Source organism: Mesorhizobium sp. B1-1-7 (genome assembly GCF_006442705.1).
GTDB classification, from domain to species: domain Bacteria; phylum Pseudomonadota; class Alphaproteobacteria; order Rhizobiales; family Rhizobiaceae; genus Mesorhizobium; species Mesorhizobium opportunistum.
The window spans coordinates 62,099-79,883 of sequence record NZ_VFWQ01000001.1 but is presented as its reverse complement, the minus strand read 5'-3'; the positions used below and the strand labels follow the sequence as shown (position 1 = coordinate 79,883).

The window sequence follows — 17,785 nt, the reverse complement described above, 5'->3', positions numbered from 1 at the left end:
AAAAAATGAGCGGTGTTGCCAATCTGGTGCCGATGGTGATCGAGCAATCGAGCCGCGGCGAACGCGCCTTCGACATTTTCTCGCGCCTGCTGCGCGAGCGCATCATCTTCATCAATGGCGAGATCAACGACGACATCTCGGCGCTGGTCTGTGCGCAGCTTTTGTCACTGGAATCAGACAATCCCGACAAGGAGATCTCGCTCTACATCAACTCGCCGGGCGGCGTGGTGACCAGCGGCTTCGCGATCTACGACACCATGCAATACATCAGTTGCCCGGTATCGACCGTGTGCATGGGGTTTGCCGCGTCAATGGGGTCGTTCCTGCTGATGGCAGGCACGCCGGGGCGTCGTATCTCGCTGCCGAACGCCACCATCCTGCTGCATCAGCCGCTGGGCGGCTTCCAGGGCCAAGCGTCCGATATCCAGCGCCATGCCGAGCGCATCGGGAAGACCAAACGCCACATGGCCGAACTTTACGCGCAGCATTGCGGCCGCAGCTACGAAGAGGTCGAACGTACGCTGGACCGCGATCATTTCATGACCGCCCGCGAGGCACAGGCATGGGGCATTGTCGACCACGTCTTCGACACGCGCAAAAAGGCGGCGTGAGGCGAAGGCAGATCGGATTTTCTTCGGCTTGCCGAAGATTTGACGAGACCGGTCTGGTTCCGATGGCGGCACCTCCCTATAATCGGGGGATGACCGACACGCATCCGTCCAGACCATCGCATCGTGTGATCGCCGCCGCCGTGCTCGCCATTGCCGGCCTCGTGTCCGGCACGGCCCTCGCAGAGGATGGCTCGCCGCCGCAGAAGGCCCTGCCCGGCGTGACCGGTGGCTATCACATTGCCAAGCCGGCCCCCCAGCCCGAGCCTGACGATGCGTTCCCCAGCAGCGGCAACGGCCAGTTCAAGATCGGCAACACCGATGTCAGGATTTCCGGCAGCATCACGGTCGATGTCGCCACGGGCGGAATGAAACCTCGAAGGTAGGGATAACCGCGGCCACCCCCGCACAAAAGAACAGCCCCGCCGTGCCCTAGGGCAAACGGACGGGGCTTTTCTGGATCTCAAATCCAATCTTGCCGGGAGTGTACTGCCGGCGTTTGATTTCGGATGCTTCGCGGCATTCAACCGACGATCCGACTAGTAGTCTCTGATTTTTGTGGGGTACGGCCGGCCACGGTTTGTCGGGGCAGCGTTGAAGCTGACCCTCACACTTACGCCTGCCGCGGCTCCAGCTAGATGTGGAGCCCTTGGGGACTATCAGGTGGCGTCATGCTCCGCTCCTTTGTCCGTTGCGACATCCGTCTCGAAGCGCAAATCGCACATGCCTGCGGCGTCTCGCAGGCCGCCTTGGGGCGGCGAGGCCATCGAAAGACGGCCGGCTTCGTTGACGCCTTGAGACTGCTCCCGTGAGCCGGCTGCGTCAACCGCCTATAGCCGGTTACGGAAAAATGTGATCGCCGGGAGGTTACGTCCAGGTCAGTTTTTGCACAACTTTGTCAGGAGCGTGTTCGGCCTTTGTTCTTTCCGCTTGCCCGTTCGCGCGAAAGACGGTTAAACGACTTCTGTCGGGAGTTGTGGCGTCTCTCGACGTGGCGGCAAAAACACCTACATAGGGGATGGCCGGGAAAAGCCCGCCAATCCCATGAATTCCAGATCTGAGGCGGCGACCGGCGATGGCCGACCATAAATTCCTTTCCATTCGCGGGGCGCGCGAACACAATCTGAAGAACGTCGATCTCGACCTGCCGCGTGACAGCCTGATCGTCATGACCGGCCTGTCGGGCTCCGGCAAATCGTCGCTTGCCTTCGACACCATCTATGCCGAAGGCCAGCGCCGCTATGTCGAAAGCCTGTCGGCCTATGCGCGCCAATTCCTCGAGATGATGCAGAAGCCTGACGTCGACCAGATCGACGGCCTGTCGCCGGCCATCTCCATCGAGCAGAAGACCACATCGAAGAACCCGCGTTCGACGGTCGGCACCGTCACCGAGATCTACGACTACATGCGCCTGCTGTTCGCGCGTGTCGGCGTTCCCTATTCGCCGGCCACCGGCCTGCCGATCGAGAGCCAGACGGTCAGCCAGATGGTCGACCGCGTGCTGGCGCTCGAGGAAGGCACGCGACTGTTCCTGCTGGCGCCCATCGTGCGCGGCCGCAAGGGCGAATACCGCAAGGAGCTGCTCGAACTGCAGAAGAAGGGCTTTCAGCGCGTCAAGGTCGACGGCGTCTTCTATGAAATCGCCGACGTTCCAGCACTGGACAAGAAATACAAGCATGACATCGACGTCGTCGTCGATCGCATCGTCGTGCGCGGCGATCTTGCCACGAGGCTTGCCGACTCCATCGAGACGGCGCTGAAGCTCGCCGAGGGGCTGGCGGTGGCCGAGTTCGCCGACAAGCCGCTCGACGCCAGTCAGACCGGCGAGGATTCGGTCAACAAGTCGAAGAACGAGACGCATGAGCGCATCCTGTTCTCGGAAAAATTCGCCTGTCCGGTGTCCGGTTTCACCATTCCCGAGATCGAGCCGCGCCTGTTCTCGTTCAACAACCCGTTCGGCGCCTGCCCGACCTGCGACGGTCTCGGCAGCCAGCGTGCCATCGACCCCAACCTCGTCGTGCCCGACGAGAACGTCTCGCTGCGCGACGGGGCCGTCAGCCCGTGGGCGAAATCGACCTCGCCCTACTACTCGCAGACGCTCGAAGCGCTTGGCAAGGCTTACAACTTCAAGCTCGGCGACAAGTTCAAGGACCTGACCACGGAGGCCCAGGACGCGATCCTGCGCGGCACCGGCGAGCGCGAGATCACCTTCCAGTACGATGACGGGTTGCGCTCTTACAAGACGACTAAAACCTTCGAAGGCGTCATCCCCAATCTCGAACGGCGCTGGAAGGAAACCGAATCCGCCTGGATGCGCGAGGAGATCGAGCGCTTCATGTCGGCGACGCCTTGCCCGGTCTGCAAGGGCTATCGGCTGAAGCCGGAAGCGCTGGCGGTGAAGATCGGCGGCAAACACATCGGCGAGGTCACCGAGCAGTCGATCCGCAATGCCGACAAATGGTTCACCGACCTGCCCGCGCAGCTCAACGACAAGCAGAACGAGATCGCGGTGCGGGTGCTGAAGGAAATCCGCGAGCGGCTGCGCTTCCTCAACGATGTCGGTCTCGACTACCTGACGCTGTCGCGCAATTCCGGCACGCTGTCGGGCGGCGAGAGCCAGCGCATCCGGCTGGCCTCGCAGATCGGCTCGGGCCTCACCGGGGTACTCTACGTGCTGGACGAGCCGTCGATCGGCCTGCATCAGCGCGACAACACGCGGCTGCTCGACACGCTGAAGCACCTGCGCGATATCGGCAACACGGTGATCGTCGTCGAGCATGACGAGGACGCCATCCTGCATGCCGACTATGTCGTCGACATGGGACCGGCCGCCGGCATCCATGGCGGCGAGATCATCGCCCAGGGCACGCCGCAGCAGGTGATGGCCAACCCCAATTCGATCACCGGCCAATATCTGTCGGGCGCGCTGGAAGTCGCCACCCCTGGTGTTCGGCGTGAGGCGAAAAAAAATCGCCGCCTGAAAATCGTCGGCGCGCGCGGCAACAATCTGAAGAACGTCACCGCCGAAATCCCGCTCGGCACCTTCACCGCCGTCACCGGCGTGTCGGGCGGCGGCAAGTCGACCTTCCTCATCGAGACGCTGTTCAAAGCGGCCTCGCGCCGCATCATGGGCTCGCGTGAGCATCCGGCCGAGCATGACCGCATCGAGGGCCTCGAATTCCTCGACAAGGTCATCGACATCGACCAGTCGCCGATCGGCCGTACGCCGCGTTCGAACCCCGCCACCTATACCGGCGCCTTCACGCCGATCCGCGACTGGTTCGCCGGCCTGCCGGAAGCCAAGGCGCGCGGTTATCAGCCGGGGCGTTTTTCCTTTAACGTCAAGGGTGGCCGCTGCGAGGCCTGCCAGGGCGACGGCGTCATCAAGATCGAGATGCACTTCCTGCCCGACGTCTACGTCACCTGCGACGTCTGCCACGGCAAGCGCTACAACCGCGAGACGCTCGACGTGCTGTTCAAGGGCAAGTCGATCGCCGACGTACTTGACATGACGGTGGAGGAAGGCGTCGATTTCTTCGCCGCCGTGCCCGGCGTCCGCGACAAGCTCGACACGCTGAAGCAGGTCGGCCTCGGCTATATCCATATCGGCCAGCAGGCGACGACACTGTCCGGCGGCGAGGCGCAGCGGATAAAACTCGCCAAGGAATTGTCGCGCAAGGCGACCGGCAAGACGCTCTACATCCTTGACGAGCCGACCACCGGCCTGCACTTCCACGATGTCGCCAAACTGTTGGAAGTGCTGCACGAACTGGTCGACCAGGGCAACACGGTGGTGGTCATCGAGCACAATCTCGAAGTCATCAAGACCGCCGACTGGGTGCTCGACCTCGGTCCCGAAGGCGGCGACGGCGGCGGCGAACTGGTCGCGTCAGGCACGCCGGAAGCGATCGTGCGCGAAAAGCGCAGCTATACAGGCCAGTTCCTCAAGGAACTTCTTGAGCGGCGCCCCGGAGGCAAGCGCGAAGCGGCGGAGTGAGCATGAACCTCAGAGCGGCCCGCCCCGAGGATCTCGCCGCAATCGTCTCGCTGACGCAAGCGGCGTACGCGCCCTATACCGCGCTGTTCGGCGGACCGCCGATCCCGGTCACGGAGGATTATGCGCCGCGCATCGGGCGCGGCGAGGTCTGGCTGCTGGAGAGTGGCGGCGAACTGGCCGGAGTGCTCACACTGGAGCGGCATGAGGACCACGCGATGATCTTCTCCGTCGCGGTGTCGCCCGCCTTCCAGGGCAAGGGTTTTGGTATCAAGCTGCTCAATCACGCGGATCGACAGACGCGCTTATGGGGCCTGCCGGAGACACGGCTCTACACCAATGCGAAAATGGGACGGAACATCGCGCTCTATCTCGCTTACGGCTATCGCGAAACGGGTCGCCGGCCCAATCCGTACCGGCCAGGATGGGTGCTCGTCGACATGGCAAAGCCGGTCGCCGAGGCCACGACGACGGCCTGATTTTCTAAAACTGGGAGGACGAAAATGAGCAAATCGGGAACAATCCGCTCCGGCATGGGCGGCTGGACCTTCGAGCCGTGGGATAAGTCCTTCTATCCGGACAAGCTTCCGAAGGCCAAGCAGCTGCAATATGCCAGCCGCCAGGTGCCGAGCATCGAGGTCAACGGCACCTATTATTCCAGCTTCAAGGAGCCGACCTTCGTCAAATGGGCTGGCGAGGCGCCGGACGGTTTTGTCTATTCGCTGAAGGGCAACCGCTTCGTCACCAACCGGCGCGTGCTCGGCGAAGCCGGCGAATCGATGATGCGGTTCCTCGGCTCCGGCGTTGCCGCGCTCGGCGAGAAGCTCGGGCCGATCCTGTGGCAGTTCGCACCGACCAAGAAATTCGATCCGGACGATTTCGAGGCCTTTCTGAAACTCTTGCCGGAAAAGCAGGATGGCGTTGCGCTGCGCCACGCGCTCGAAGTGCGCAACGACAGTTTCGTGGTGCCGGAGTTCGCGGCCCTGGCGCGCAAATACAAGGCGGCGATCGTCTATGCCGATCATGCCAAATACCCTGATATCGCCGACGTCACCGGGGATTTCGTCTATGCGCGGCTGCAGACCGGCTCGGATGACAATCCCGATTGCTACACGGCAAAGGGCCTCGACGAGTGGGCGGCGCGGGCAAAGACCTGGGCGCAGGGCAAGCAGCCGGAAGACCTGCGGCGTGCCGATCCCAAGACCGATGCGCCGGTCCAGCCGCGCGACGTGTTCGTCTACTTCATCACCGAGGGCAAGGTGCGCGCGCCGTTCGGGGCGATGGCGCTGATGAAGCGAGTGGCCGGCTGACGAGCTTCAGTCGATATCCGGCTACATGCTTAAAGCGCGCCATCTATGCTTTGTACGCGTAGCAAAGCGCCTATTCGTGGCATCTTCGCCATGATCGTAACCTTATCGACACTTCCTTGCCGCATGAATGCGACGACGCCAAGCCGCAGAGCTGGAACCGCCGTCGGCAGGGAAAGAGGGGCATGTCGCTCGACTACACTTCACTTCTGCTGGCTGTCGGTTTTTCCGCTGCTTGCCTGGGCCTGACATTGTTCGGCATGTGGCTGACCGCCCGGTCGGAGCGATTCCTGCTGACATGGGCGACCAGCCTGGTGTTCGTTGTCGGCGACATCTTTGTCTATGACGCCTATATCGACATGCCCGGCCGCCTGCTGGGCATCGCCGCGCTGGCCTTCCTGCTGATTGGTTTTTCGACCATGCTGGGTGCCGCCTACCAGTTCAGGACCGGCGGTTCGCCGATGCCGCGAGCTTTGTTGGGCTGCATATCGCTGGCCGTGGCGCTGCCACCCATGGCTCTGGGTTATGACGGCCTTGGCTTCATGTTCGAGAACCTGTTCGCGGCCTTGCTTCTGTTCGCGACGGCGTTCGAATACTGGAGAGGTCGCGATGAAGCCCCCGCCCTCACGATCGGCATCACCGCGCTCTATTCGGCCACGGCCACGTCCTTTGTGCTGTGCGCCATGGTTCTCGCCTGGGATGGAAGACTGGTCCTGGGGCATGCGCCGAGCAACTGGGCCGAGGAGCTGAGCCTGATCGTTGTCATTGCCAGCATGACCGGCATCGGCGCGTTGTCGCTTGCCCTCAACCAGGGGCGTCTGGCCAGGCATCACCGCCGCGATGCATTGACCGATCCCTTGACCGGCCTGCTCAACCGGCGCGCGCTGTTCGACATGCATGGCAATGCGCCGGTCGGAGCTTTTACCGCGATCGTTGTCTTCGACCTCGACAGCTTCAAAGCCATCAACGATGAATTCGGCCACGCGGCGGGCGATGAGGTGCTGAGGGTGTTCGCGAGCGAACTCGTAGGCAATCTTCGCCAGACCGATGTCGCCGCGCGCATGGGCGGCGAGGAATTCGCGCTGGTGCTGAAACGCACCCTGCCGGAGACCGTGGAGGCAGCGGCAGAGCGCATCCGGACCGCTTTCGCGGCGCGCCGGATAGAAACCGAGATGGGCTCGCTGACATGCACAGTCAGCGCCGGGTTTGCCTTCGGCGCCAAGGACGGCCCGAGCTTCGACAAGGTGCTCAGTGCCGCCGACAAGGCGCTCTATGACGCCAAACGCGGTGGCCGCAACCGCGTCGTCATCGCTTCTCCGTTCCGGCGCGCGAGCTGATCACGCCTATCACTACCGGCCTCTGATCGCGGGTGGACGAACGCGGCTCTTATGCCGCCATGACGATCTCATTGAAGGTATCGAGATCGACATAGAAGACCTTGGTGATCTCCTCGATCAGATCGTCGTAGTCGCAGCCCTGTGATCTCAAGATGTTGATGGCTGCGATGATGTCGACGCGTTCGGTAAGCCGCCGCTTCTGGTAATCCTCGACGTAACGTTCCATGGCTGTCCCTTAGCCTGTGTGCCCAAACGCGTTTGAACGACAGAGATCGCAGGAGGGAAGCTAGGCAGCCTTGCTTGCGTGAAACTTGCCCGGCATTGGCCGTGCTCCTCGATCTGCGATAACCAGACTGATACGGAAGCGGCCGACTCACAAAGCCATGGAAAAGACTAGCACGCGATATTGAGCGTGCCAGAGACGTGTAGCGGTCTTCGAAGAAAGATTGAGCGCCGCAGCGCACCCCGCGACTTCGTCATCCTTAGGCGTAGCGAACGCGAAGCGGAGCGAAGACCCAAGGATCCATGCCGTGCTTTAAAAGCGCCGCCACGGTGCAGTATCTGGGATCGATCAGTGCGCCGAAGAGGGTTTCTATTCTACGCCGATGCACTCTTCGGCGGATCTCACGGCATGGATCCCGGGGTCTGCACCGCGTCGCTTCGCTCCTTGCTACGCCCCAGGATGACGACGAGACGATTCTAGACCGTAAGGAACTTCCGCACATCAGCCCGGTCTAAATCTTCGGCCGGACCTGTATGGACGATCTGGCCGCGGTCCATGATGTTGACCTCGTCGGCGAGCTCACGGCAAAAGTCGAGATATTGCTCGACCAGCAGCACCGCGATGCCGGCCTGGTCGCGAAGATAGCGAATGGCGCGGCCGATATCCTTGATGATCGAAGGCTGGATCCCTTCCGTCGGCTCGTCCAGCACCAGGAGTTTCGGCCGCATCACCAAGGCCCGGCCGATGGCGAGCTGCTGCTGCTGGCCGCCGGACAGGTCACCGCCGCGGCGGCCGAGCATCTGCTTGAGCACCGGAAACAACTCGAAGACATGGGACGGCACGTTGCGGTCGGCCCGTTTCAACGGCGCGAAGCCGGATTCGAGATTTTCCCGTACCGTGAGCAGGGGAAAGATCTCCCTGCCCTGCGGCACGAATGCGATGCCCGACCGGGCGCGGTCATACGCCGCGCTCCGGTCGAGCGCCTTCCCCTCGAAGGCAACGCTTCCGCTCGTCAGCCGGTGGTGGCCGACGATCGATCTCATCAAACTGGTCTTGCCGACACCATTGCGGCCGAGCACGCAGGTGATCTTGCCGGCGCCCGCCTTCAGCGACACGCCGCGCAGCGCCTGGGCGGCGCCATAGTGGAGCGTGGCATTGGAAACTTCGAGCATGTCAGCGCCTTTTCCAGAAGCGGAGGAACGACAGATCGAAGCGATGGAATTGCACCCGCCACACCATGCTCATCTCCCCAGATAGACTTCGACGACACGCTCGTCGGCCGAGACGAAGTCGAGCGTGCCTTCGGAGAGCACCGAGCCCTCATGCAGGCAGGTGACCTTGACGCCGAGCTCGCGCACGAAATGCATGTCGTGCTCGACGACGATGACCGAATGGTCGCGTGCGATATCCCTGAGCAGCCGCGCGGTTTCCTCGGTCTCGGCATCGGTCATGCCGGCGACCGGCTCGTCGACCAGCAACAGCTTCGGATCCTGTGCCAAGAGCATGCCGATCTCGAGCCACTGCTTCTGGCCGTGGCTGAGATTGGCTGCGATTTCGCCACGTTTGTCGCCAAGCCGGATGATGCCGAGAATATCGTCGATCTGCCGCGCCTCGGCCGCGGAGCGGCGATGGAACAGCGCCGGGAAGATCGAGCGCGGTCCCTTCAGCGCCAGCATCAGATTGTCCTCGATCGTGTGGCTTTCGAAGACCGTCGGCTTCTGGAATTTGCGGCCGATGCCCATCATGGCGATCTCGGCCTCGTCATGCCGGGTCAGATCGACCTGGCCGTCGAAGAACACTTCGCCCTCGTCGGGCCGCGTCTTGCCGGTGACGATGTCCATCATCGTCGTCTTGCCGGCGCCGTTGGGGCCGATGATGGCCCGCATCTCGCCCTTGTCGAGCACCAGCGACAAATTGTTGATGGCGCGAAACCCGTCGAAGGAGACCGAGACGCCGTCGAGGTAGAGGATGGTGTTCGACTTGCTCATGATCGCCTACTCCGCCGCCTGCGGTTCAGGGTCGGACAAGGACCATTCGCCTGGATTCCTCGCCGGCGAGCGCACGGGCTTCGATGTCGCGGGCGCCATTCCAACCCTGGCGCCGGCTTCTTCAGCGGCGGCGGCCGCGCGCAACGCCCTGGCATTGCCGCGCCAGCTATCCCACATGCCGACGATACCCTTTGGCAGCAGCAGCGTGACGGCGACGAATAGGCCGCCAAGTGCGAACAGCCACAGTTCAGGCAGCACGCCGGTGAACCAGGATTTCCCGGCATTGACGAGCAACGCACCGATGATCGGGCCGACGATGGTGCCGCGGCCGCCAACGGCTGCCCAGATCACCACCTCGATCGAGTTGGACGGCTCGAACTCGCCGGGATTGATGATGCCGACCTGCGGCACGTAGAGCGCGCCGGCAATGCCGGCCATCACGGCAGAGATCGTGAAGGCGAACAGTTTTACGTTCTCCGCCCGCCAGCCGAGGAAGCGCGTACGGCTCTCGGCGTCGCGCACAGCCATCAGGAGCTTGCCGTATTTCGAGCCGACGATCGCCCAGGTCAGCAACACGGCAAGCGCCAGCATCACGGCGCTGGCCGCGAACAGCGCCGAGCGGGTCGCGTCGGCCTGCACGTTGAAGCCCAGAATATCCTTGAAATCGGTCAGCCCGTTATTGCCGCCGAAACCCATGTCGTTGCGGAAGAAGGCAAGCAGCAGCGCATAGGTCATCGCCTGGGTGATGATGGACAGATAGACGCCGGTGACGCGGCTGCGGAAGGCGAACCAACCAAAGACGAAGGCGAGGAGACCGGGCACCGCGAGCATCATGATCGCGGCGAACCAGAAATGGTCGAAACCGGTCCAGAACCAGGGCAATTCCTTGTAGTTCAGGAACACCATGAAATCCGGCAGGATCGGGTTGCCATAGACACCGCGCGAGCCGATCTGGCGCATCAGATACATGCCCATCGCATAGCCGCCGAGCGCGAAGAAGGCGCCGTGGCCGAGCGAGAGGATGCCGCAATAGCCCCAGACCAGGTCGAGTGAAAGCGCCAGCAGCGCGTAGCAGAGATACTTGCCGGTCAGCGCCACGATATAGGACGGGATGTAGAAGGGGTTCGCCGGGGACACTACGAGATTGAGCAGCGGCACGATGATGGCGACAGCCAGCAGCATGAAGATGGTGATGGCGATGCGGCGGTCCGCGCCGGCGGCGAAGAAGCGTCCGGTGATCATGCTTCCACCGCCCTGCCCTTGAGTGCGAACAGGCCGCGCGGGCGCTTCTGGATGAACAGGATGATCAGCACCAGCACGACGATCTTGCCGAGCACGGCGCCGGCGTAAGGCTCGAGGAACTTGTTCACGATGCCGAGCGAAAAGGCGCCGACCAGCGTGCCCCACAGATTGCCGACGCCACCGAAGACGACGACCATGAAACTGTCGATGATATAGCCGCGGCCGAGATTGGGCGAGACATTGTCGATCTGGCTGAGCGCGACGCCGGCAATGCCGGCAATGCCGGAGCCGAGCGCGAAGGTCAGCGCGTCGACCCATGGCGTCCTGATGCCCATCGAGGCGGCCATTCGCCGGTTGGCGGTGACGGCGCGCATCTGCAGCCCCCAGGGCGTGCGCTTCATCACGTAGAGCAGCACCGCGAAGACGGTGAGCGCGAAGACCAGGATCCAAAGCCGGTTCCAGGTGATCGCAAGCTGTCCGACATTGAACGAACCCGACATCCAGGAGGGGTTGCCGACCTCCTGATTGGTCGGTCCGAAGATCGAGCGCACCGCCTGCTGCAGGATCAGCGACACGCCCCATGTTGCCAGCAGCGTTTCCAGCGGCCGTCCGTAGAGGAAGCGGATGACGCCACGCTCGATGGCGAGACCGACGATCGCGGCAACCAGGAAGGCGAGCGGCAGCGCGATCACCAGCGACCAGTCGAACAGGCCGGGAAAGGATGTGCGGATCACCTGCTGGACGACGAAGGTGGTGTAGGCGCCGAGCATGACCATCTCGCCATGCGCCATGTTGATGACGCCCATGACGCCGAAGGTGATGGCAAGGCCGATGGCGGCCAGCAACAGCACCGAGCCCAGGGAAATGCCGTACCAGATGTTCTGGCCGGCATCCCAGAAGGCCAGCGTCGAATTGATGTTGGCGATTGCAGCGGTCGCGGCTTCCTTCACGGCTCCCGAAGCGTTCCCCTCGACCGACGTCAGCAGTGAAACCGCATCGCGATCGCCCCGCGCCCCGATCAGCGCCACGGCCGCAAGCTTGTCGGCCTCTGGCCGATCCGAGACCAGGACCGATGCGGCGCGGGCCTGTTCGAGCAGAGCCTTGACGCTGGCGACAGTCTCATTGGCGATCGCCGCGTCGAGCGGCTCGATATTGGCCGCGTCGGGTGTCTTGAACATGGTGTCGGCGGCACTGACGCGCACCGCCGGGTCCTTGGCGCCAAGCGTCAGCGTGCCCAGCGCGTCGCGGATGGTGCGGCGCAAGGTGTTGTTGACAGTGATCTTGGTTATGTCGTCCTCGGAGGCCTCGCCAGCTGCCTCACCGCTTAGCGGGTCGAAGAGATGGACGCTTTCATCGCCTTCCTTGCCGACAAACACCATCGAGTCGGCGGTGCGAATGTAAAGATTGCCGTCAGCCAATGCGGCAAGCGCCGGTTGGGCGGCGGGATCGCCTGTGGCGGTCAATTCGTGAACGACGGCTCCCGTCTCGGAAAAGTCCGTTACCGTAGCGAACTTGGCAATAATTGCACGCAGATCGGCTTCCGCGGCGCCCGAAGACGACAGCGTCGTCAGCAGGAACAAAAGCGTCAGGCCCATCGCACGGAAAATCTTCATCGGGTCTTGGTGATCCTTGAAGGTTGAATGGGCGTCCGGACAGTGGAGGAAACCGTCCGGACGCGCGCGGTCTTGGGCATGGACCGCAAGGTCCAGCCCGGGAGGATCAGTTCGTGCCCTTGCCGCCGCACTTGCCGGTAGCGACGTTGAAGTTGCCGCAGGACAGAGGCTTGCGCCAATCGGAGATCAAATCCTTGGAGTCCGGCAAATAGTCGGACCATTCGTCGCCCATCACGAGACCAGGTGTCTTCGAAACCGTTTCGAATTGGCCATTGGCCTGGATCTCACCGATCAGCACCGGCTTGGTGATGTGGTGGTTCGGCATCATCGTCGAATAGCCGCCGGTCAGGTTCGGCACCGAAACGCCGATCATGGCATCGATCACCTTGTCCGGATCGGTGGTGCCGGCCTTCTGGACCGCCTTCACCCACATGTTGAAGCCGATATAGTGGGCCTCCATCGGATCGTTGGTGGTGCGCTTGTTGTTCTTGATGAACTTGTGCCAGTCGGCGATGAACTTCTTGTTCTCGGGCGTGTTGACGCTCTCGAAATAGTTCCAGGCGGCGAGATGGCCGACCAGCGGCTTGGTGTCGAGACCGGCAAGTTCTTCCTCGCCGACCGAAAAGGCCATGACCGGGATGTCCTCGGCCTTGATGCCCTGGTTGCCGAGTTCCTTGTAGAACGGCACGTTGGCGTCGCCGTTGACGGTCGAGACGACAGCGGTCTTCTTTCCGGCCGAACCGAACTTCTTGATCGCCGAAACTTCCGTCTGCCAGTCGGAGAAACCGAACGGCGTATAGTTGGTCATGATGTCCTCGGCCGCGACGCCCTTCGCCTTCAGATAGGCTTCGAGGATCTTGTTGGTGGTGCGCGGATAGACGTAGTCGGTGCCTTCCAGCACCCAGCGCTTCACCGAGCCGCCATCTTCGCTCATCAGGTAATCCACGGCCGGGATCGCCTGCTGGTTTGGTGCGGCGCCCGTGTAGAACACGTTGCGCTCGCTTTCCTCGCCTTCATACTGGACGGGATAGAACAGGATGTTGTCGAGCTCGGAGAATACCGGCAGCACCGATTTGCGTGACACCGAGGTCCAGCAGCCGAACACCGCCGCGACCTTGTCCTTGGAGATCAGCTCGCGCGCTTTTTCGGCGAACAGCGGCCAGTTTGAAGCCGGATCGACGACAACGGCCTCGAGCTTCTTGCCGAGCAGGCCGCCCTTGGCGTTCTGCTCGTCGATGAGCATCAGCATGGCGTCCTTCAGCGTCGTCTCCGAAATCGCCATGGTCCCCGACAGCGAATGCAGGATGCCGACCTTGATCGTATCGTCGGCCGCCCTGGCGGGCGCCGACATCAGCAGGCCGGCGGCGACCGCACCTGCCGAGAACATTTTTGTTATTGTCGAGAAATTACCCCTCATAGCGAAGACTCCCAAGCTGGTTGATTGCACCGCAACAATGCAATGCAACCCCCATGCCAACCGCCTCCGGGGCATAGGAAATCGGCAAATAGACAAACATTATCATGCAGTTACTATATTAGATTGAGCAAATCAAAGAGGGCCAGTTAAAAATTGGTTGAGGGAATTTTGCGCAGTGCATACGGCATCTGCCTAATTTTTGCGCAATTTTAGTAAATGCCTAGATTTTGGCCTAAACGCCCAGGTCGCGAACGACAAATGTTGCGGCACAGCGCAAAAATAGGGCAATCTCGCTGCTCAACCGGGCGACGTCATGGCATCCCTGATTTCACGCATTTTCATCCGCATGGTGTTTCTGGCGACAGCAACCGGGGCCGCGCGGGCCGACTTCAGCGACGGCAAGATGCCCGACGGCACCTATCACTGCGAAGTCTATCTGCTCGGCATGTTCCTCAGCCTCGGCGACATCACCATCAAGGGAAATGTCTATACGGGCCCTGTCACCTTCGGCACCGCCCAGCAGGGTTACAACTATCAGATGGATACCAACGGCGTCATCACCTGGCTGGGGCCATTGGGTGGCTACACCACCGGCGGCAACGCGCTGTCGATGACCCAGGCGACGCTGGACGGCCAGAACCCGCCCTCCTTCGACATCATCATGAAGCAGCCCGACGGCGCCTTCACCGCCTCGACCTGCACCAAGAACTAAAACGAAAAAAAGGCGCGGAACCCTGTCGGGCCCCGCGCCAGCAGGCAGTCGGGAGGTTAGATCGTCTTGGCCGACATCTGGGCGGCGATATAGTCGGCCTGGCGGATCGCCAGCGACACGATGGTGAGTGTCGGGTTTTCCGCGGCACCCGTGGTGAACTGGCTGCCGTCCGACACGAACAGGTTCTTGATGTCGTGCGTCTGGCCATGCTTGTTGACGACGCCGTCCTCCGCCTTCTCGCTCATCCGGTTGGTGCCGAGATTGTGGGTCGAGGGATAGGGCGGCGTCGGGAAGGTGCGTGTGGCGCCGACCGCTGCGTAGAGCGCCGAAGCCTGCTTGTAGGCATGGTTGCGCATCGCGGTGTCGTTCGGATGGTCGTCGAAATGCACGTCGGCGATGGGCATGCCGTGCTCGTCCTTCTCATCGGCATGCAGCGTGATGCGGTTTTCCGCGCGTGGCATGTCCTCGCCGACGATCCACAGGCCTGCCATATGGTCGTAATGGTCGAGCGCCGTGGTGAAGGAACGGCCCCAGCTGCCCGGATCGAGGAACGCCGCCATGAACGGCAGGCCGAGCGACAGGGTCTCGAACTCGTAGCCGCCGACAAAGCCGCGCGATGGATCGTGGCGCGCCTCGTCGCGGACGATGCCAGCCATGGTGGTGCCGCGATACATGTGCACCGGCTTGTCGAAGATGGCATAGACCGAGCCCGTGGTGTGGCGCATGTAGTTCTTGCCCACCTGCCCCGACGAATTGGCGAGGCCATGCGGGAACTTGGCTGATTGCGAGTTGAGCAGCAGCCGTGGGCTTTCGATGGAATTGCCGGCAACGGCGACGATGCGGGCCTTCTGTTCCTGCAGCTTGCCGTCCTTGTTGGCATAGACCACGCCGGTCACCTTGCCGCTGTCATCATGGTTGATCTTGACCGCCATGGCGTTCGGCCGAACCTCGAGATGGCCTGTCGCCTCGCCCTTGGGGATCTCGGTGTAGAGCGTCGACCATTTGGCGCCCCACTTGCAGCCCTGGAAGCAAAAGCCGGTCTGCTGGCAAGAATTGCGGTCGTCGCGTTCGACCGAGTTGATCGCCATGTTGCCGGTGTGGCACTCCTTGTAGCCGAGCTTGTCGGCTCCGGCCTTCAGCACCTTGAAGTTGTTGTTGCCGGGCAGCCGCGGCCAGTCATTGGTGCCGGTCACGCCCATCTTGGCTTCCGCCTTGGCGTAATAGGGCTCCATCTCGGCCAAGGTGACTGGCCAGTCCAGAAGGTTGGCGCCTTCCAGTCTGCCGTAGGTCGACAGCGTCTTGAACTCATGTTCCTGGAAGCGCAGCGACGCTCCGGCCCAGTGCGTGGTCGAACCGCCGACCGACTTGACGATCCACGCCGGCAGGTTCGGAAAATCCTTGGCCACACGCCAGTCGCCCGAGGTCGTGCGCTTGTCCTTCCAGGCGAGTTGGGCAAAGGAATCCCACTCGTCGTTGATGAAATCCTCATATTCGTGGCGCGCGCCGGCCTCGAGGATGACGACGTCGATGCCTTTCTGCGCAAGTTCGTTGCCGAGCGTGCCGCCACCGGCGCCCGAGCCGATGATGACGACCACGCCATCGTTCTTCAGATCAAATGGTGCTGCCATGGTTTCCTCCCATGAAATCAATTGGATGTGGTTGAGCCACGCAGCTCAGAGCCACTCGATGTCGTTGAAGCCGCGCGCGATGTAGCCGCCCTTCGAATAGGCCTCGCCCTCGTAGCCGAAGATCGGCCAGACCTCCTTCTGGTTGTAGAGGCTGACGACGAGGCCGCCGCGAACCGCCTGGAAGAAGGGCGAGCTCTCGATGTCCTTGAGCAGTGCGACCCGCTGTTCTTCCCAGCCAAGCCCGCGGTAGCCGTCCTTGCCGGCCTTCTTGTCGAGGTCGGCGATCCCGTTTTCGATCAGCGCCTTGTGGGCCGGATCCTTGCCGGCCATCTCGTCATGGCCCTTGACGGCGACAGCGTAATATTTGTCCGGAACCTGATCGTGCGGATAGATGTCGCGCGCCACCTGGATCAGCGTCGCCATCGTCTCGGGTTTCAGCGCCGATGTCTCAAGCCCCCAGGCATGTTCGGGGCTGATGACGGCGCTGCCGGAGATAACGAGCATCGCGCCGATGCCGCCGCGTTTGAGAAGCTCTCGCCGTGACAGGCCAGATTTCCTCTCATAGCCAGGCTTCCTCTCATAAATCGTGACCATAGTTTCCTCCCTGCTTGCTGTTCGCACCCTGAGGTGCCGTTGCTGGCGCCGCGCCGGTTCGCGCGGCGGGTTATCTCCTATTGGAAGCGTCCTCCACGCTGCAGGACCTCGATCTTGTAGCCGTCGGGGTCCTCGATGAAGAAAAAGCGGGCGATGAGTGAACCGTCGCGATTGAACTCGACGATCTTCTTCGGGTTAAGGCCGAGGGCGCCAAGCCGGTCGTGTTCGCTGTCGAGATCGGCGACCGAAACCGCGAGATGACCATAGCCGTCGCCGAGCACATAAGGCTCCTGCCGACCCTTATTGACGGTCAACTCGACTTCGAAAGGTGTATCGGCATTGCTGAGGTAAACGAGCGTGAAGGTCTCGAAATCCAGCCGTTGGGCGACATCGAGGCCGAAGGCCTTGTTGTAGAAATCGATGGATCGGGCCTCGTCGATAACCCGGATCATGGTGTGGATCGCCTTAGCCAAATCAGACTCCGCAGCTTCCGTGCTTCGAGATGATTATGCGCGCCGGCCAGGAAAGGTGGTGGCAGCCGATTACCACGCGTGGGACCGGGAAAACGGCTAGTGTCATCCCGCTTCAAGGACGAAAGTCTGATTGCCGTTGTCGGGCGTCCGACGGAAGATGAAATCGCAGGCAGTGTTCAAAAGGCACCGGCGGCTCCGTCGGTGCCCAAGACCAACAAAAAATGGGAGGTAACAATGTGCCGAGTCTTTGCCGCGCAGGATCCGGAAGGCTATCGCCAGATCAACCGGTCGATCCGCATCGACGGACATTCGACCAGCATCCAGCTCGAGGCGACGTTCTGGGCCTTGCTCGATGAAATCGCCGAAAGCCAGAACCTGACGACGCCCAAATTCATCTCGAAGCTGTACGACGAGGCCATCGAGATCAACGGCGAAATCCCGAACTTCGCCTCCATGCTACGGACCACCTGCGCGCTCTATCTGCGCGGCCATCGGCCCGACATGGATGAGCGAATGGCGTTGAAGCGGGAAGCGGCCTAGAGAAATTTCAGGAAAAGAGCGAAACCGGTTTTCCCGGGAAAACGCGTAGCGCTTTCCCTTGGGAATGGCGTCAAAACAAAGAGTTAGAGCGGTTTTCGGTGAAACCGTG

General features: G+C 62.0%; 17 protein-coding genes. 8 read left to right on the top strand and 9 right to left on the bottom strand.

Annotated elements, in window-relative coordinates; translation table 11 throughout:
* Positions 1-5 precede the first annotated feature (5 nt).
* The 6 genes from FJ978_RS00335 (at position 6) to FJ978_RS00310 (ending at position 7,246) form a co-directional block, all read left to right on the top strand.
* Complete coding sequence (locus FJ978_RS00335; protein ID WP_140569338.1) at positions 6-611, top strand: ATP-dependent Clp protease proteolytic subunit; 606 nt, start codon at positions 6-8, stop codon at positions 609-611.
* Between the two features lie 89 nt (positions 612-700).
* Positions 701-994 (top strand): hypothetical protein, encoded by a 294-nt coding sequence (locus FJ978_RS00330; RefSeq protein ID WP_140569336.1) that lies wholly within the window; start codon positions 701-703, stop codon positions 992-994.
* A 689-nt stretch (positions 995-1,683) separates the two neighbouring features.
* A complete protein-coding gene (gene uvrA / locus FJ978_RS00325) occupies positions 1,684-4,605 on the top strand; it encodes an excinuclease ABC subunit UvrA (protein WP_140569335.1) in 2,922 nt (973 codons plus the stop codon).
* 2 nt (positions 4,606-4,607) lie between these two features.
* Positions 4,608-5,081, top strand: coding sequence for a GNAT family N-acetyltransferase (locus FJ978_RS00320; RefSeq protein WP_140569333.1), 474 nt, complete (start codon positions 4,608-4,610; stop codon positions 5,079-5,081).
* 24 nt (positions 5,082-5,105) lie between these two features.
* Positions 5,106-5,912: a DUF72 domain-containing protein gene (locus FJ978_RS00315; protein WP_140569332.1), complete on the top strand. Its 807-nt coding sequence runs from the start codon at positions 5,106-5,108 to the stop codon at positions 5,910-5,912.
* 182 nt (positions 5,913-6,094) lie between these two features.
* Entirely contained in the window at positions 6,095-7,246 is a 1,152-nt protein-coding gene (locus tag FJ978_RS00310; protein ID WP_140569330.1) for a GGDEF domain-containing protein, read from the top strand.
* Positions 7,247-7,295: 49 nt separating this feature from the next.
* On the opposite strand, the gene FJ978_RS00305 is transcribed toward FJ978_RS00310, so the two are convergent.
* The 6 genes from FJ978_RS00305 to urtA form a co-directional block, all read right to left on the bottom strand.
* The gene (locus FJ978_RS00305) at positions 7,296-7,472 is read right to left on the bottom strand and encodes a hypothetical protein (protein WP_013531844.1); all 177 of its coding nucleotides are present in this window, start codon (positions 7,470-7,472) and stop codon (positions 7,296-7,298) included.
* A gap of 473 nt (positions 7,473-7,945) precedes the next feature.
* A complete protein-coding gene (urtE, locus tag FJ978_RS00300; RefSeq protein ID WP_140569328.1) occupies positions 7,946-8,641 on the bottom strand; it encodes an urea ABC transporter ATP-binding subunit UrtE in 696 nt (231 codons plus the stop codon).
* Between the two features lie 69 nt (positions 8,642-8,710).
* Positions 8,711-9,457: an urea ABC transporter ATP-binding protein UrtD gene (gene urtD, locus FJ978_RS00295; protein WP_023764840.1), complete on the bottom strand. Its 747-nt coding sequence runs from the start codon at positions 9,455-9,457 to the stop codon at positions 8,711-8,713.
* Between the two features lie 6 nt (positions 9,458-9,463).
* Complete coding sequence (gene urtC / locus FJ978_RS00290; protein ID WP_140569327.1) at positions 9,464-10,699, bottom strand: urea ABC transporter permease subunit UrtC; 1,236 nt, start codon at positions 10,697-10,699, stop codon at positions 9,464-9,466.
* On the bottom strand, positions 10,696-12,312 hold the full coding sequence (gene urtB, locus FJ978_RS00285; RefSeq protein WP_140569325.1) for an urea ABC transporter permease subunit UrtB: 1,617 nt from the start codon (positions 12,310-12,312) through the stop codon (positions 10,696-10,698). The genes urtC and urtB overlap by 4 nt, the downstream gene beginning before the upstream one ends.
* A 106-nt stretch (positions 12,313-12,418) precedes the next feature.
* Entirely contained in the window at positions 12,419-13,729 is a 1,311-nt protein-coding gene (gene urtA, locus FJ978_RS00280; protein ID WP_013895279.1) for an urea ABC transporter substrate-binding protein, read from the bottom strand.
* A 313-nt stretch (positions 13,730-14,042) separates the two neighbouring features.
* On the opposite strand from urtA, the gene FJ978_RS00275 reads away from it, so the two are divergent.
* On the top strand, positions 14,043-14,441 hold the full coding sequence (locus tag FJ978_RS00275; RefSeq protein ID WP_140569323.1) for a hypothetical protein: 399 nt from the start codon (positions 14,043-14,045) through the stop codon (positions 14,439-14,441).
* A gap of 56 nt (positions 14,442-14,497) precedes the next feature.
* Here FJ978_RS00275 and FJ978_RS00270 read toward each other — a convergent pair whose 3' ends face one another.
* The 3 genes from FJ978_RS00270 to FJ978_RS00260 all read right to left on the bottom strand — a co-directional run bounded on the left by FJ978_RS00270 (position 14,498) and on the right by FJ978_RS00260 (position 17,136).
* On the bottom strand, positions 14,498-16,069 hold the full coding sequence (locus tag FJ978_RS00270; protein ID WP_140569321.1) for a GMC family oxidoreductase: 1,572 nt from the start codon (positions 16,067-16,069) through the stop codon (positions 14,498-14,500).
* Positions 16,070-16,114: 45 nt separating this feature from the next.
* Entirely contained in the window at positions 16,115-16,663 is a 549-nt protein-coding gene (locus FJ978_RS00265) for a hypothetical protein (RefSeq protein WP_013895276.1), read from the bottom strand.
* A 77-nt stretch (positions 16,664-16,740) separates the two neighbouring features.
* Positions 16,741-17,136 (bottom strand): VOC family protein, encoded by a 396-nt coding sequence (locus FJ978_RS00260; protein WP_140569319.1) that lies wholly within the window; start codon positions 17,134-17,136, stop codon positions 16,741-16,743.
* Positions 17,137-17,370: 234 nt separating this feature from the next.
* On the opposite strand from FJ978_RS00260, the gene FJ978_RS00255 reads away from it, so the two are divergent.
* The gene (locus FJ978_RS00255; protein WP_013895274.1) at positions 17,371-17,676 is read left to right on the top strand and encodes a ribbon-helix-helix domain-containing protein; all 306 of its coding nucleotides are present in this window, start codon (positions 17,371-17,373) and stop codon (positions 17,674-17,676) included.
* Positions 17,677-17,785: the final 109 nt, after the last annotated feature.

Bases quoted from the DNA above. Each gene is read 5' to 3' on its own strand.
- FJ978_RS00335 (WP_140569338.1), top strand. From the start codon at position 6: ATGAGCGGTGTTGCCAATCTGGTGCCGATGGTGATCGAGCAATCGAGC.
- FJ978_RS00330 (WP_140569336.1), top strand. From the start codon at position 701: ATGACCGACACGCATCCGTCCAGACCATCGCATCGTGTGATCGCCGCC.
- uvrA (WP_140569335.1), top strand. From the start codon at position 1,684: ATGGCCGACCATAAATTCCTTTCCATTCGCGGGGCGCGCGAACACAAT.
- FJ978_RS00320 (WP_140569333.1), top strand. From the start codon at position 4,608: ATGAACCTCAGAGCGGCCCGCCCCGAGGATCTCGCCGCAATCGTCTCG.
- FJ978_RS00315 (WP_140569332.1), top strand. From the start codon at position 5,106: ATGAGCAAATCGGGAACAATCCGCTCCGGCATGGGCGGCTGGACCTTC.
- FJ978_RS00310 (WP_140569330.1), top strand. From the start codon at position 6,095: ATGTCGCTCGACTACACTTCACTTCTGCTGGCTGTCGGTTTTTCCGCT.
- FJ978_RS00305 (WP_013531844.1), bottom strand. From the start codon at position 7,472: ATGGAACGTTACGTCGAGGATTACCAGAAGCGGCGGCTTACCGAACGC.
- urtE (WP_140569328.1), bottom strand. From the start codon at position 8,641: ATGCTCGAAGTTTCCAATGCCACGCTCCACTATGGCGCCGCCCAGGCG.
- urtD (WP_023764840.1), bottom strand. From the start codon at position 9,457: ATGAGCAAGTCGAACACCATCCTCTACCTCGACGGCGTCTCGGTCTCC.
- urtC (WP_140569327.1), bottom strand. From the start codon at position 10,699: ATGATCACCGGACGCTTCTTCGCCGCCGGCGCGGACCGCCGCATCGCC.
- urtB (WP_140569325.1), bottom strand. From the start codon at position 12,312: ATGAAGATTTTCCGTGCGATGGGCCTGACGCTTTTGTTCCTGCTGACG.
- urtA (WP_013895279.1), bottom strand. From the start codon at position 13,729: ATGAGGGGTAATTTCTCGACAATAACAAAAATGTTCTCGGCAGGTGCG.
- FJ978_RS00275 (WP_140569323.1), top strand. From the start codon at position 14,043: ATGGCATCCCTGATTTCACGCATTTTCATCCGCATGGTGTTTCTGGCG.
- FJ978_RS00270 (WP_140569321.1), bottom strand. From the start codon at position 16,069: ATGGCAGCACCATTTGATCTGAAGAACGATGGCGTGGTCGTCATCATC.
- FJ978_RS00265 (WP_013895276.1), bottom strand. From the start codon at position 16,663: ATGGTCACGATTTATGAGAGGAAGCCTGGCTATGAGAGGAAATCTGGC.
- FJ978_RS00255 (WP_013895274.1), top strand. From the start codon at position 17,371: ATGTGCCGAGTCTTTGCCGCGCAGGATCCGGAAGGCTATCGCCAGATC.